Here is a 14356-nt window from a genome sequence, read left to right on the forward strand (position 1 = left end):
GATTCTTTCCTTCTTTTGAATTGGATATGTAACGATAGTTCTATATTCTTGTTTTGATATCAATAGGAGGCGTGTCTATGAAAAATCATAAAAAAGTGAATGGACAGATCCGTCAAACAAATAAAAAATGAAGTATTAATATTCCTACCTATTGTTGGAGGAAGCTTAAAAAAGAAGTTGGCTCTAAAAAAATCGTTTTTCAACAAATTTTTAGAGACAACTTCTTTTCTCATATATTGTATTAGTAAACACATATTGCAAGTTAAATTTGAGAATAAAATAAAATTAAGAATGTTATTATTTTGTAGAATTTCCTACATACGCTGAAATATCAACATTTAATGCTTCCGCTAGGCGCATACCATACTCGCGGTCTGCGCGGAAGAAATTGCAAATTGCAAGTAATTTCGTTTGCTCATTCACATCTTTTAAATCGCTTGTTAAGTTTGCGATTAAATTATCTTGTTCCTCTTTAGAGAATGAACGGTAACGCTCACCAGCTTGCTGGAAGTCGTTTGTTTTATCAATTTTTTCACGAGATACGTAGCCTTCAAGTTTCATATTCGAATCACGGTAAGCTGAATCTTCAACCGGGTTTTCAACATGACGGCTTGGCTCGTAGTTAATTGTTGATTGGTTTTGATTGATTTGCATTGCACCATCAAGTTGTTGATTACGAACAGCGGCGTATGGGCAGTTTACAGGAATTTGTAAATAGTTTGCACCAAGACGGTAACGCTGTGTATCTGGGTAAGAGAATAAACGACCTTGTAATAGTTTATCTTCAGATGGTTCAACACCAGGTACAGTTGCATTTGGCGTAAATGCCGCTTGCTCTACTTCCGCAAAGAAGTTTTGTGGGTTGCGATTTAAAGTCATTGTCCCTACTTCAATTAATGGGAAGAGATCTTCTGACCATACTTTTGTTGGATCTAGTGGATCGAACTCTAAAGAATCCATTTCATCTAATTGCATAACCTGTACGTATAGATCCCATTTTGGATAGTTTCCTTTTTCAATCGCTTCGAATAAATCACGAGTCGCATGGTTGAAATCTTTACCTTGCACTTCTTCCACTTCTTTTGCACTTAAATTGCGGACATCTTGCTGTGGTTTCCAATGATATTTAATGTAAACAATTTTCCCTTCCGCATTAATCCATTTAAATGAATGTACGCCGAAACCTTCCATTTCACGATAGTTTGCCGGTGTACCATAATCAGAAAATACCCATGTCAGCATATGTGTAGATTCTGGAGTTAGCGTCATGAAATCCCAGTAACGATCTGGTGTTTGAACATTTGTATCAGGTGCTGGCTTTAAAGAATGCACCATGTCAGGGAATTTAATTGCATCACGAATGAAGAAAACAGGTAAATGGTTACCTACGATATCGTAGTTTCCTTCTTCTGTATAAAATTTAACAGCGAACCCGCGTGGATCACGAGCTGTTTCTGGAGAACCTTGACCATGAATAACCGTTGAGAAACGAACGAATACAGGTGTTTCAGTTCCTTCATTTTGTAAAAACGCTGCTTTCGTATATTGCTTCATACTGTTTTTTGTTACGAACATACCATGAGCACCTGCACCACGTGCATGTACAACACGCTCTGGAATACGTTCACGATCAAAATGAGCAAGCTTTTCTATTAAATGATAATCTTCTAATAATACTGGTCCACGTTGACCAGCTGTACGAGAATTTTGGTTATCTCCTACAGGAGAGCCTTGATTTGTTGTTAAGCGATTATTCGGATTCATAAAGGGAAACCTCCTATTTGTATTCAATAATAATTATTTAATTGGAAATATTATCATTTAATATATATTTAGTTTTATTACTTGTCAATAATTTAAAATCGTTTTTTTTATTTTTTTGAGATAGGGTCCGCAAAACAATCCATAAATATATCTTGTGTATTTAGCATAACCAGTCTAAAATACTCTGCAATAAATCCAATTGGACAATAAACAAAAGAGTCATAACCCACTTTATATATAAACCTCTCGTCAAGTCTTGTATATCTGATCAAATCCATGAATCTGGTGTATTCCCTACACTTCACCAACCAATTAGTAATCTCCTAAACTTGAGCATACTAATCACACATCTTTTCTAGAGTTTTAATTTCCTTATATTTCCGGATGTTAATCCGTAATGAGCATTCGTTCATCATCTGTAGGATTATTTAAAAATCCCTTTTTTGATAACTATATGTTCAACTAAGTAATTATTACACATTATGTAGTATGTCTATTAACTTGTAATTATTATAAAATGATAATTGTTAAAAGTAAATATTATGTCGAGAAATGTCATTAAAAATCCAATATCAATTCTTTTTTTATAAAAGTTATAAAAAAAGAATTGATATTGGATGGAGATTGTATTAATATCATTCGAGGATATTATGTACTATTCACTAACTAATGAAGGATGTAAAAAAGAAGATTTTTAGTAAAATATACTTTTAAATAAACTTTGAATATATGGCTGTGTTAGGAGGGATTTGTTTGAAAAATAGCTTGAAAGAGCTTTATTTATGTTCGTTTGCAATTATTGCAATGGGCTTTTTTGAAATAATTTATGATCATACTGCAGCTGAGCTTACTGAAGGGTTTTATTTGGGGAATTTAAAGATAATTACGGGAGTATTGTTTTTAATTTTTGCTTTAGTTTCTCAAACTAAACATAAAACTAATGGTAAACAGTTAGAAAGAGAGCTATCAAAGGAATATGATGAAAGGGTTGATTTAATAGATGGAAAAGCTGCACATTTTACCATAAGTATTCTTATGGTTATGATTATTCTTATGATGTTTCTTTCGAAATGGATTATAATTCCGATTAATACTGGGCTATTTCTTATTATGATATGCTGTCTAATTACGAATACATTAGCTAAAAAATATTATAATAGTTTTCTTTAATTAGAAGATTTCTATGAAAAATAGAATAAAAGAGTTACGTTTAAAATATGGAATAACACAACAAGAGTTAGCTGATAAAGTATTTGTATCTTCAAGAACGATTATTTCGTTAGAAAAACAAAAATATAATCCATCTATTTTATTAGCCTATATAATATCTGTGGTTTTTAAGTTATCGATTGAAGGAGTTTTTATAATTGAAGAAGATGACTAATTGTAGTATGCAAATAAAATTGAAGAGAAAGTATCAAACAATATAGCAAAATACAACTAATGAATAGAGGTAAATATATTATGATGATAAAACTATTATTTATACTTTTTGGAGTAGTCTTAGTATTATGGGGTATATATAAAATGAAAAAAGATGATGCATTTGTAGGGAAAACGCAAACAAGAAAAAACATTTTCAATCTCTTAATTTTAGGGGAGGCGTCTGGACACGGGCAATTTTTAGGTGGGATACTGTGTATAATTTTAGGAATTGTATCTTTAATTATTAAGTAATTGGTGAAATTAAGGAGTTAAGCTCCTTTTGTAGTTTACGAATAATCGATAAAGGGGTACAGCCAGTTTTGGACCCCCCCCACGCTAAGAAAAAAAGATATCAAAATGGACTGAAGTACGTTTAAAATCAGTTCCAAAACTCATTACCAAAAATAAAGTATCATACTAAACATCAAATACCGCTTATGGAACCTTCTTAACGTACGGAAAAACCAAGTTTCTTAAATGAAAAATTCCCTAGCGTACGATATTTGCCTTTAGGTTGGGAAGATATCAATTTCTTAGGAGAATAAAAGTTTGAGGGATTACATTCAACAAGTTTACATTCCTTACGTCCTTTGAATATTAAAGAGCCGATTTACTCTTAACGGGGTAAAATCTGGCTCTTTTCTTGTCTGACTTTTCTTACCGTGGGGTTTTTCTGAAATAAATATTAATTGTGAGGAGAGGATGTAGGTGTTTGGGAAATGCCGAGATATAGGGAGTTTATTATTAATTCTTTCTTTGCTGATCATAGCTTGTGTATTACAGGCTTTGGGAGAGGATAATGGGGAATGATGGATGCAATTATAGAAATTTGCATAAAATTTATTATGATTTATTGTATAGGCTGTTTTGGTGGTAGTTTGTTATGGAAAATGAAAACAGATTGAGAGGGAAGGAGATTCAATATGAGCCTTTCACGCCAAAAAAAGATGTTGCAGCGGGTTGAAGAAAAGGAAATGCCATACTGTAATGATGATCCATTGGCTATTGCAAAAGGGATCAGAAATGGATTCCTAATGGTAATGCCATTTTGGTTAGTTATATTGTATTTAGTTATATGAAAACTACATAACTACGAAATGATGAAAGAAATGATTGTTTCGAATCGAATTACTGATATTCAAACGAAAAATCAGGCACAGGAACTCACAATGGGAATGCCATTTTGGTTAGTTATATTGTATTTAGTTATATGAAAACTACATAACTACGAAATGATGAAAGAAATGATTGTTTCGAATCGAATTACTGATATTCAAACGAAAAATCAGGCACAGGAACTCACAATGGGAATGCCAAAACAAGTGCTTCATGAAGGTGCTGGATTAACGTGGGTGAGAACTACACAATCATTTTTAAGTGGAGCAATCCTTTATATTAAGGATAAGTATAAAAAACAGGCTTATTTATCCGATTTGAAGGCGTTTGTTGTACAAAGGGAGAAGAAGGACGGTTTTTTAGAATATATCACTATCCATTTGGAAAAGGATCATCCGTCTTATCATGCTTTTCAAATCATGTTAGCGTGTAAAGAATCGACGCATGCTCTTTGTTCTTATCCTTTCTGGATTGTGTATGAGAGTAATAGAGAGGTGAGCTAACAAAGTGAGTTTAATCATTCCACATTATTTGCTTGTAGGCAGATCTTCGAAAGACAAAGTATTACAGGCACATAAAAAAGCGAAAGAAATATTTAATCTGAAGGGTCAAACGAGTAAATTGGTAAGTCAGTTGAGAAACATTTCCTTTTTTGTACTTTGTGACGGCAGCCATCACAGATGGAAAAATGAAGATGAATATATGAAGGCGAAAACGGCATATATTCGTTACCTTGTAGAGTCTGATATTCAGTTTGTAGAAATGGCAACACAAGAATTGATTTCTTGCAAGCATGCAAAAGACCAAAAAAAGCTAAAACAACATACTTATCATGTAGAAAGAAAAAACAGCGTATCATTAATCAGCTGATCGATTACGGATTTTACAAGGATGGAAGAAGACAACTCTATGAATTAGAGCCTTCAGAACTAGAAAAACATCTAAAAAACATTAAAAAGGAGCGAGTAATTCTTCATAGTTGATGCAAAGGAAGTGAGGCTGTGGCATCTAATAAGTTTGAAAAAGAACTGGAGAAAGCCACGTTGAAATTAGTAAAAAAACATTGGCGATTCTTTCTCTTACTGGCCGGTATTCTATTTGTTTGGATTGCAAGACAAGAAGTTATAAACAGGTTGCTTCAGATAGAGTCAATTATAAAAAGGATTGTACATGTGGGTCTTCTCCTACTATTTATCGGGATTGCATTTTGGATAATCAGAAACGTTGCTTTATACAAGCTTGAAAAGAAAAAATATAAATACGTTTTGATTATTCCTCATATGTCCGATGATACAAAAGTAGATCAATTTGGAGATATGATTCGGCAAGTACATGGTGAGGGGAGAAATCCACTAAAGCAGTTGTGAAAGGGTTGCGATTGGCGGGAGAATGAGATTAAAGACGAAAAAGTCCTATCACTTACTTAATATAAACTGATAAACTAGGGATACCGCCTCATGTCCACCAACTTAAGAATCTTTATTATCCCCACGTTATTCTTTCTAAAAAGCTAAATAGAAAGGATGACGTTTTTTACTAGGTTCTTAAGTTGATGGACATATATAGTGACTCCTAGGAGTTGATACATATGGAAAACAAGAGCTCATGTATATGCAATTTCAAAAAAATCAAACTACCAGAAGCTTAAATCTTATATCAAACCCATAGCCGATTATCAACAAGAGTAAAGGAGCGGTGAGTATGACAACAATTTTAGTATTAGAAGATGAGATAACAATTCGTAATTTTATTACATTAAATATGAAGCGTGCTGGTTTCAATGTTTTAGAAACCGATACAGGTGAAAAAGCTCTTGAACTTTTAGAAAATCATAATGTTGATATTGTAATACTTGATGTTATGTTACCAGGAATAGATGGTTTTCGGGTATGCAAAAGAATACGAAAAAACAATGAAAAGATTGGTATTATTATATTAACGGAACGTGTTCAAGAGAAAGATCAGGTACACGGTTTGACAATTGGAGCAGATGATTATATTAAAAAACCATTTAGTATAATTGAATTAGTAGCACGTGTACAATCATTGCTAAGAAGAGTAAAAGAAAATAAAATGGATATGAAATGGATTCATTCGGGACCATTTCAATTAAATCTTCTGCAAGGAGAATTATATAGGGATGAGATAGTAATTGATTTAACTCCAACAGAGCATATTATTTTACGATATTTAATGGAAAATTCCATAAAACCAATTTCACGTGATGAACTCTTAAATAAAATATGGGGTATAAGTTGTGTAGGTAACACAAAAGTAATAGATGTGAATATCAGTCGTCTTCGTCAGAAAATCGAACCTAGTCCTTCTGAGCCTCAGTTTCTCCTTACGGTACGAGGGAAAGGATATAAATGGAAAGAAGGCAAACGATGAGGCGGAAAATTAGTTTGTACTTTATCGTTTCCTGACAGAATACTCTTTCCTCAAGCGTGTGAAGGGCGTTAGCCCAACGGTAGGTGGGAGATGAATGCCAATAGGCGTAAGCCTACGTTTTTTTGTATACTGTAGATATCCTATAACAAATCGAGGTGCAACTTATGTTAGTAAATAAAGCATATAAATTTCGTATCTACCCAAATAAGAAACAAGAAATAGTAATTGCTAAAACGATTGGTTGCTAGAGAGATGAAAAAAAGGAAAAAACTATTGGATTTATGGAAAACAATTACATTATTAGTGTGTACAGTAGTAATTTTTTCTTTACTCGTAACAGACATTTTAATTAGCCATAATGTTGAACGGGCAACGAAAGATAGCCAAGCAGAGAAGGCAAAAACGATTGCACGTATTGTGGCGAATGATTCTATTGTAATTGATGGGTTGACGGGGAAGGTAGATACCTCCTTAATTCAGGTATATACCAATAAGCTATTAAAGAGTACAGATGTTCAATTTATTGTAGTTATGGATATGGATGGAATACGAAAATCTCATCCAAACCCTCAAAAAATAGGTCATCATTTCGTTGGAGGGGATGAAGGAACTGTATTGAAAGGAAAGGAACGCGTATCGTTAGCAGAAGGAACTTTAGGGAGTTCTATGCGAGTATTCGTACCTATTTTTGCTGACACAGGTGAGCAACTTGGTGCGGTCGCTGTTGGCATTTCAGCTGATAATGTGAAAGAGAGAGTGAAAGAAAGTAGACATATCATTTATATCGGTGTTGGTGTTGGAATATTAGTTGGAATTATAGGAGCGATATTGCTAGCTAGACATATAAAGAAAGTTTTATTTGGTCTTGAGCCACATAGGATAGCGAAATTTTTAGAAGAAAGAAATACGATGCTACAATCTGTAAAAGAAGGTATTGTTGCTGTAGATACAGAGGCGAGAGTAACTTTAATTAATAATGAGGCAAAACGAATACTTAAGAAAATTGGACTTACAGAAGATTTTATCGGTAAAGATGTTGAATTGTATACGCCGAATTCACGTATAAAAGAAGTGTTGCAAACAGGAGAGGTACAATTAAACGAAGAACAAAATATTCTTGGAATTACGATTGTTACAAACCGTGTTCCTTTATACGTAAAAGGAGAAATAGTTGGCGTGATTGCAACATTTCGTGATAAAACAGAGATTAAAAAATTGGCAGAGGAACTAACCGGTATCAGGCTATATGCGGAAGCATTACGTGCACAGTCCCATGAATTTATGAATAAAATGCATGTTGTATTAGGACTTACACATATGAAACAGTATGAAGAATTGCAGAAATATGTAAGTAGTATGGTGTCAGAGCATCAATATGAAATTGGTGGGGTTATGAAAAGAATTAAAAGTCCGGTATTTGCTGGTTTTTTACTAGGTAAGCTTAGTTATGCTAGAGAGAGAAATATAAAGTTAATTATAAGTGAAGGTTCGGACTTACCAGACATATATGATGAGAGGATCATTCATGAACTGATTACGATTGTCGGAAATTTGATTAATAATGCATTAGACGCAGTGATGAATTGTGAGAAGAAGAAGGTTGAAGTTGGAATACAATATGGGGATACATTAATCATTACAGTACAAGATACAGGGAAAGGCATACAAGAAAATGAAATAGATGCATTATTTATAAAAGGTTATTCCACAAAGGGTGATAATCGGGGATATGGTTTGCATCTTGTAAAGGAAAGCATACAGCGAATAAATGGGGAAATTCATATTCACTCATTGGTAGGAGAGGGAACAACGATAACAATTGAAATACCTAATAGTAGGGATGAGAGATAAAGATGATTAAAGTTTTAATTGTAGAAGATGATCCGATGGTAGCGATGTTAAATACGCATTACTTAGAGCAAGTGGGAGGGTTTGAACTTATTCATGCAGCTAAATCAGTAAAAGAGGCGATAGAAGTATTAGAGAGATCACGAGTAGATTTAGTATTACTTGATATTTTTATGCCTGAAGAGACTGGATTTGAGCTTTTAATGTATATTCGCAATCAAGAGAAAGAAATTGATATTATGATGATTTCAGCTGTACATGATATGGGAAGTATTAAAAAAGCATTACAATATGGCGTAGTAGATTATTTAATTAAACCATTTACATTTGAACGATTTAAAGAGGCTATAACTGTATATCGAGAAAAACTTACTTTCATGAAAGAACAACAAAAAATTAGTCAATCGGAACTAGATTCACAAATTTTACAAAAAGAAAAAAGAGAGTCCCTTGATACTAAAGAACTTCCGAAAGGATTAACAAAGCAAACGTTGCAACTAATTTGGCAGAAAATCGAATCGCTTAATGGACAAGCATTTACAACTGATGAAATGGCGCAATTAGTAGGGGTTTCGAGAGTTTCTATTCGAAAGTATGTAATGTTTTTGACTGAAATCGGAGTATTAGAGAATGAATTGGTGTATCAACATGTGGGAAGACCTGTGAGTAAATTGAGATGTATTGACCAAAATATAATAGGTTTTTACGTATAAGTGACTTATTATAAGTCGCTTATATTTTTTAAAATTACAAAAGTAGTTACAAAACTTACAAAAACTATTTTTACTATTGAAAGCATTTTAATATTGTTATTAAGAAAACAAGGGTGGGCCATCTGGGAATTCAAAAGAATGTGGAAGCGGTATCGTTTTCTGATGGGAATGAATTGAAAAGTGAATCTTTCGCTTCTAAAATTATGATGCCCTTTGATAACTGATTATATGAAGCTGTATGAAGAAATAAAAATAAGGAAACTAAGATGAATTCTTTCATTAAACTCTCCTCGTGAATGAAATGATGTATGGAACTATATACGCACATAATAAGATGTGGGAACTCATCTACATGAAAATTATCTCACATACTAAATTTTCAAAACAGAAAAAAGTTCTGCTGATAACGGAAAAAACATTAGTTAACATTCCCTTTAAGTATGATATAATTACATCTATAAAACTAAATATATCAGAAAAAAGGTGATAGTATGAAAAAGTTAATTCATTCAACAATTTTAGCATTAAGTTTAGCAATGGGTGTAGGTTCAACTGTTACTTTTGCTGCAGAAACAGAAAATTATGTTCACAAAACACCAACAGTATATGAAAATGTAAATACAAATTCTATTTATCTAAAAATACCTGTTGACTCAAGTTTTAGATCTGGTAAAGTAGTTTGGCAAGTACAACAAGCAGATGGAACATGGGAAAATGTGATTTATCCACGTACAAGAAACCCACAATATTTTGTAGGTTGTTCTATGTCATTAGGAGTTTCAAAACCATCATTATCAATACCACAATATTACAGAGTTAAAATGGTTAACTCCACGGCTGGAACAACATTTATTTCTGATCCTGTAAAGATTACTACATACGCTAAATACTAATAAAGTATGAAATCACTACTAGTAATTTTCCTAGTAGTGATTTCACTTTGTTGAAAAAAGATTATGTCAAAGAAAATGCCGAATTTTTTTGGCATTTTTTGATTTCTATTTGTTTTATAAAGTAGTTTCTTCTATAATTTGGTGTGTTAGGTGCAAACCAACTTACTTAAGTGAGCGAAGTTTGGTCCACTTTTTTAAGTTTTGTATGATGGCCGTCATCAAAACTTGTGCTTTAACCTTCTGAACTCCACGGTATCGCGCATAGCGCAAATCGTGGAGTTCTTTACTATGTGCGAAACTCAGTTCCACCGTAGATGGACACGAACAAAACGGAGAATTTTTTCCATCTCATGGACAAGCGCTGTTCTCTTAATTGATCGTAAATGTCTTGATGAATCGAAATTCGTAACACACGATCTTGGTTTTCTTTTTTCGCAAATGGACAGAAACTGTAGACCCGTCTTATGTAACCTTTTGTTCATATTCCGTTCATATTTCCTCTTTATGATAAGGGCATAGAATGAAACAGGGAGGAATGAACCTGATGTTTTTAGCACTTAAAGAATTAAAGCAATCGAAATTACGATACGGATTAATCGGTACAATCATGATGTTATTATCATTTCTTGTACTTATTATATCAGGTCTAGCAAATGGTTTATCTCATGCTAATGCCTCTTCTATTATCGAAATGCAAGCAGACAAGTTTATATTATCAAATGATGCAGAGGGTAAATTATTACGCTCCCAAATTAAGAAAGAGGATGTAGATAAAGTATTGGCACAGGTTGATGCAAAAGATGCAGTTCCAATGCATATTAAAGTGTCGACATTTGAAAAAGAGGGAAGTTCAAAAAAAGTTGATGTTGCTATTTTCTCAAGCAAACAAGATTCATTCATTGCTCCAAAAGTGATTGAAGGAAAAAACGGTACGCTAGAAAACAATGAAATCATTGCTGATGAATCTCTCAAAGAAAAAGGGATCAAACTTGGAGATGAACTAGTAGATCCTATTTCTCAAAAGGCTTTCAAAGTTGTCGGATTTACACAAAATCAAATGTTTAGTCATGCACCTGTTGTTCATATGAATGAAAGTGTATGGGACAGCATTGCACTACCACATCAAAAAGATTACAGTGTAATCGCCCTAAATACTGATAAAAAAATCGATAATGCAACAGTTGTTGATAAAAAAGAAGTACTGCAAAGTATTCCAGGTTATAAAGAAGAACAAGGAACATTAACGATGATTATTGCGTTTTTACTTGTAATCTCAGCATTATTAATTGGCGTTTTCTTCTATGTCATTACATTGCAAAAAACGCAGCAAATAGGTGTATTAAAGGCAATCGGAACGAAAAACTCATATTTAGCAAATACTTTAGTTGTACAATCTATATTCTTATCTGGTGTTGCTCTTATCGTCGGTATTGGTTTAATCTTTGCTGTCGAAGCTGTTTTACCAGCTAGTATGCCATTCTTATTAACAACAACAACAATCTTGAAATATGCAGGTATCTTTATCTTAATTAGTATATTCGGTACACTAATTTCTCTATATCAAGTATTAAAAGTAGATGCATTAGAAGCAATCGGAGGTGGCATGTAATGGTAACAGAATTAAAATGGGAGTTCCCATCGTCTTTATTAAAGTTGAATCAAGTAAGTAAAGTATATGGAGAAGGAGAGACAGAAATAACAGCTTTGCACCCAATTACGTTAGATGTAAAAGAAGGCGAATTTATCGGTATTGTTGGTCCGTCTGGCTCTGGGAAGAGTACATTGCTTTCTATTGCAGGTGCACTTTTATCCCCTTCTAAAGGAAATATTTATATTTCCGGTAAAAATATAACAGACTTATCAGAAAAAGAGATGACCGATATTCGTTTAAGAAAAATCGGATTTATATTTCAATTTGCAAACCTCATACCTTTCTTAACAGTGAAAGAACAACTCTTATATATCGCTAAATTAAAGGGAGAAGATAAAAAAGAAGCTGGTAAACACGCAGAACAATTATTGAAAACTTTTGGATTATCACATCGAATGAATCATTATCCAAATCAACTTTCAGGTGGTGAAAAACAACGTGTAGCCATTGCTCGTGCATTTATGAATAATCCAGACTTAATTTTAGCTGATGAACCTACTGCTAGTCTTGACTCAAAACGTGCTAGAGAAGTAGTTGAACTAATGAAACATGAAGTTAAGAAAAATAAAAAAGCAGCAATTATGATTACACACGATGAAAAAATGCTTGATGTATGTGATCGAATTCTAACACTTCGCGATGGAAAATTACTACGAGAAAACGAAGTATAAGACCACGTGTACAATATACCCAACTCATTATACTACTAATAAAGATAAACAGACATGGAGAATACAATATGAAAGCTAATCTATTATTAACCTTTTTTTAATATTAGGATTAATAGCAGGTTTTCTACTTCCACTTAATCTATATACTATATGTTTATTGCTATTTATCTGCTGTGTTGCCTTTATTATTAGCTTTTAAACATTTCGATGAACTTAACGGTTTTGTTGCAAAGTTTCTCAAGAGATAAACAGAGGCATGAATATATGAGGAAATATTATGAGACTACTAGTAATTGCTGTAATTCATGATATACCGAAAAGGCGGAGTCTGTTTGAAGACTTCGCCTTTGTTTGTATAGGACATGAACGGTTTCGATTCCTTTTATCGTACGTGAAGCATAACGAATACTTTGAAATCCTGCGGATTTGGCAAAACACCGCTTCCCTATAGATATGTTTTATATTTAAGGAATCTTGGCGAAGAAGTAATGAATACTTGTAAGGACAAAAGCCAATAAATAGGATTCTAATCTTTTTTAATTATGTAAAAAATACACAACTATAAACGATGGTATTGAAACCATGTACATTTAATATCATAAGGCGATAAAATTAGAATTCATCTTCCGTAATTAGATTTCCAGCATCATTATCTTTTGTTAATCTCTGCTTCAGATAATTTTCTTTCGTTGTCCGGTCATTTTTATGACCAACTGCAGCTGCGATAACATGAGGTGCAAGTCCCTTGTAGTCATATAAGTACTGCACATAGAAATGTCGGAAGAAGTGGGGAGTAATACGTATATTCTCCGTAAAGGATAATTTTGTATCTTTTATGATTTTAGAAATATATTGTGATAGATAATTTTCCCTATAAGCAGTATGGTTCTTCGTTTGAAATATGGTCCCACCATTTTTATTTCCTATATCTATAGGTAATCTTCTACGTATTCGAAATGCAACGATGCGATTAAAAATCTCTTTATTAATAGAAACAATCCGTTCATTATCTCCCTTTGTATCTACTGTTAAATAGTAACGTCCGCGTATAACGTCATACTCAATGTCTTTCCACAATGCATGTGCTACTTCTGCTACACGTAATCCAGTAGTAGCAAGGACTGATAATAAAGCATAGTTAATTTCATTATCCTTGTAGTAGTTTAGCAGCTGCTTCACTTCCTCATATGATAACTCGCGCTTCGGTTTATGTTGTTTATTCACTGCCGTGCTTAGAATCTCTACATGAAGAGGCTCCTGGATATATTGGGTTTCGTATAGCCATTTCAAATAAGAACGGATTACACCAAGTTTCCGACTAATCGTAGATGCCTTGTATTTCTCTTTTGATTGATAGGAGATGGCGTCCTGGGATAACCATTTTTGATAGTTACGGATATGGCGCTTCCTTAGATTCCTCCAGACTTGGCCAACTTTATAGTCCTTTACATCTTGCTGCAGAAATTCTGTACTTTGTTTGATAAAGAAGTAAAACTGACTCAGATCACGCGCATATAGAGTTCTTGATGCATCCTTTATACGCTTCTCCTGATCAAAATGTGTTTGTCGGTTCAAGTAGTAATACAATATTTCTTCATCTGAAAATCCCTCGTATGTATAACCATCGTGCCTTTCGTTGTTTTCCATTTTAAACTCAGCTTCATCTATATAATCACGATTCCATATTGCAATTATGTTAGCGAAATCTTGTTTTTGTTTTTCTATATTTTCTAAAGAAGTTTCACTATGAATTGTATTCAATTCAAATTTCATTATTATTCAACTCCTTATTAATTACCTTTATATCTATTATTATAACTTAAGTTTATTCAAAATTATTTAGAAAGTAAAATTAAACTTTATAAAAATGAAAGTGTAAAACAA

The 14356-nt window shown here is 33.1% G+C and carries 17 protein-coding genes and 4 pseudogenes; 15 read left to right on the forward strand and 6 right to left on the reverse strand.

The annotated features are described in order from the left end of the window. Positions 1 to 297 precede the first annotated feature (297 nt). Together ACE38F_RS27475 and ACE38F_RS27480 are read right to left on the reverse strand one after the other, a co-directional pair. Entirely contained in the window at positions 298 to 1764 is a 1467-nt protein-coding gene (locus ACE38F_RS27475; RefSeq protein ID WP_375371019.1) for a catalase, read from the reverse strand. A gap of 107 nt (positions 1765 to 1871) precedes the next feature. Next, positions 1872 to 2065, reverse strand: a pseudogene (locus ACE38F_RS27480) (ferrochelatase); the annotation flags it as partial. Between the two features lie 452 nt (positions 2066 to 2517). Here ACE38F_RS27480 and ACE38F_RS27485 point away from each other — a divergent pair. The 12 genes and pseudogenes from ACE38F_RS27485 to ACE38F_RS27540 all read left to right on the forward strand — a co-directional run bounded on the left by ACE38F_RS27485 (position 2518) and on the right by ACE38F_RS27540 (position 9257). Next, positions 2518 to 2934, forward strand: coding sequence for a hypothetical protein (locus ACE38F_RS27485; RefSeq protein WP_375371018.1), 417 nt, complete (start codon positions 2518 to 2520; stop codon positions 2932 to 2934). Between the two features lie 13 nt (positions 2935 to 2947). Then, complete coding sequence (locus ACE38F_RS27490) at positions 2948 to 3148, forward strand: helix-turn-helix transcriptional regulator (RefSeq protein ID WP_375371017.1); 201 nt, start codon at positions 2948 to 2950, stop codon at positions 3146 to 3148. Positions 3149 to 3228: 80 nt separating this feature from the next. Then, positions 3229 to 3441 carry a hypothetical protein gene (locus ACE38F_RS27495; protein ID WP_375371016.1) on the forward strand — a complete coding sequence of 71 codons (213 nt, stop codon included), beginning with the start codon at positions 3229 to 3231 and terminating at the stop codon, positions 3439 to 3441. 671 nt (positions 3442 to 4112) lie between these two features. Then, complete coding sequence (locus tag ACE38F_RS27500; protein WP_375371015.1) at positions 4113 to 4268, forward strand: hypothetical protein; 156 nt, start codon at positions 4113 to 4115, stop codon at positions 4266 to 4268. 165 nt (positions 4269 to 4433) lie between these two features. Next, positions 4434 to 4808 carry a hypothetical protein gene (locus tag ACE38F_RS27505; protein WP_375371014.1) on the forward strand — a complete coding sequence of 125 codons (375 nt, stop codon included), beginning with the start codon at positions 4434 to 4436 and terminating at the stop codon, positions 4806 to 4808. Positions 4809 to 4812: 4 nt separating this feature from the next. Beyond that, on the forward strand, positions 4813 to 5175 hold the full coding sequence (locus ACE38F_RS27510) for a hypothetical protein (RefSeq protein ID WP_375371013.1): 363 nt from the start codon (positions 4813 to 4815) through the stop codon (positions 5173 to 5175). Beyond that, the gene (locus tag ACE38F_RS27515; protein WP_375371012.1) at positions 5091 to 5288 is read left to right on the forward strand and encodes a Fur-regulated basic protein FbpA; all 198 of its coding nucleotides are present in this window, start codon (positions 5091 to 5093) and stop codon (positions 5286 to 5288) included. The genes ACE38F_RS27510 and ACE38F_RS27515 overlap by 85 nt, the downstream gene beginning before the upstream one ends. Positions 5289 to 5306: 18 nt before the next feature. After that, on the forward strand, positions 5307 to 5672 hold the full coding sequence (locus ACE38F_RS27520) for a hypothetical protein (RefSeq protein ID WP_375371011.1): 366 nt from the start codon (positions 5307 to 5309) through the stop codon (positions 5670 to 5672). Positions 5673 to 6006: 334 nt separating this feature from the next. After that, positions 6007 to 6696 carry a response regulator transcription factor gene (locus ACE38F_RS27525; protein ID WP_375371010.1) on the forward strand — a complete coding sequence of 230 codons (690 nt, stop codon included), beginning with the start codon at positions 6007 to 6009 and terminating at the stop codon, positions 6694 to 6696. Between the two features lie 164 nt (positions 6697 to 6860). Continuing rightward, positions 6861 to 6941 (forward strand): annotated as a pseudogene (locus tag ACE38F_RS27530) (helix-turn-helix domain-containing protein); the annotation flags it as partial. Positions 6942 to 6948: 7 nt separating this feature from the next. Next, positions 6949 to 8547 (forward strand): sensor histidine kinase, encoded by a 1599-nt coding sequence (locus tag ACE38F_RS27535; RefSeq protein ID WP_375371009.1) that lies wholly within the window; start codon positions 6949 to 6951, stop codon positions 8545 to 8547. Positions 8548 to 8549: 2 nt separating this feature from the next. Continuing rightward, positions 8550 to 9257, forward strand: a complete 708-nt coding sequence (locus ACE38F_RS27540; RefSeq protein WP_375371008.1) for a response regulator — start codon at positions 8550 to 8552, stop codon at positions 9255 to 9257. Between the two features lie 130 nt (positions 9258 to 9387). On the opposite strand, the gene ACE38F_RS27545 is transcribed toward ACE38F_RS27540, so the two are convergent. Continuing rightward, on the reverse strand, positions 9388 to 9537 hold the full coding sequence (locus ACE38F_RS27545; RefSeq protein WP_375371044.1) for a hypothetical protein: 150 nt from the start codon (positions 9535 to 9537) through the stop codon (positions 9388 to 9390). 211 nt (positions 9538 to 9748) lie between these two features. Here ACE38F_RS27545 and ACE38F_RS27550 point away from each other — a divergent pair, with 211 nt between their 5' ends. Next, the gene (locus ACE38F_RS27550) at positions 9749 to 10150 is read left to right on the forward strand and encodes a hypothetical protein (protein WP_375371007.1); all 402 of its coding nucleotides are present in this window, start codon (positions 9749 to 9751) and stop codon (positions 10148 to 10150) included. Positions 10151 to 10312: 162 nt separating this feature from the next. Here ACE38F_RS27550 and ACE38F_RS27555 read toward each other — a convergent pair. Beyond that, a pseudogene (locus ACE38F_RS27555) lies at positions 10313 to 10462 on the reverse strand (transposase); the annotation flags it as partial. Between the two features lie 232 nt (positions 10463 to 10694). Between ACE38F_RS27555 and ACE38F_RS27560 the strand changes: the two are divergent. Further along, positions 10695 to 11759, forward strand: coding sequence for an ABC transporter permease (locus ACE38F_RS27560; RefSeq protein WP_375371006.1), 1065 nt, complete (start codon positions 10695 to 10697; stop codon positions 11757 to 11759). Further along, positions 11759 to 12472: an ABC transporter ATP-binding protein gene (locus ACE38F_RS27565; protein ID WP_375371005.1), complete on the forward strand. Its 714-nt coding sequence runs from the start codon at positions 11759 to 11761 to the stop codon at positions 12470 to 12472. Before ACE38F_RS27560 ends, ACE38F_RS27565 begins: the two co-directional genes overlap by 1 nt. Positions 12473 to 12747: 275 nt before the next feature. Here the strand turns inward: ACE38F_RS27565 and ACE38F_RS27570 are convergent. Beyond that, positions 12748 to 12915: pseudogene (locus ACE38F_RS27570) on the reverse strand (IS6 family transposase); the annotation flags it as partial. A 169-nt stretch (positions 12916 to 13084) separates the two neighbouring features. Next, positions 13085 to 14245: a tyrosine-type recombinase/integrase gene (locus tag ACE38F_RS27575; protein ID WP_375371004.1), complete on the reverse strand. Its 1161-nt coding sequence runs from the start codon at positions 14243 to 14245 to the stop codon at positions 13085 to 13087. Positions 14246 to 14356: the final 111 nt, after the last annotated feature.

This window comes from Bacillus altaicus (assembly GCF_042136375.2).
GTDB lineage: Bacteria > Bacillota > Bacilli > Bacillales > Bacillaceae_G > Bacillus_A > Bacillus_A cereus_U.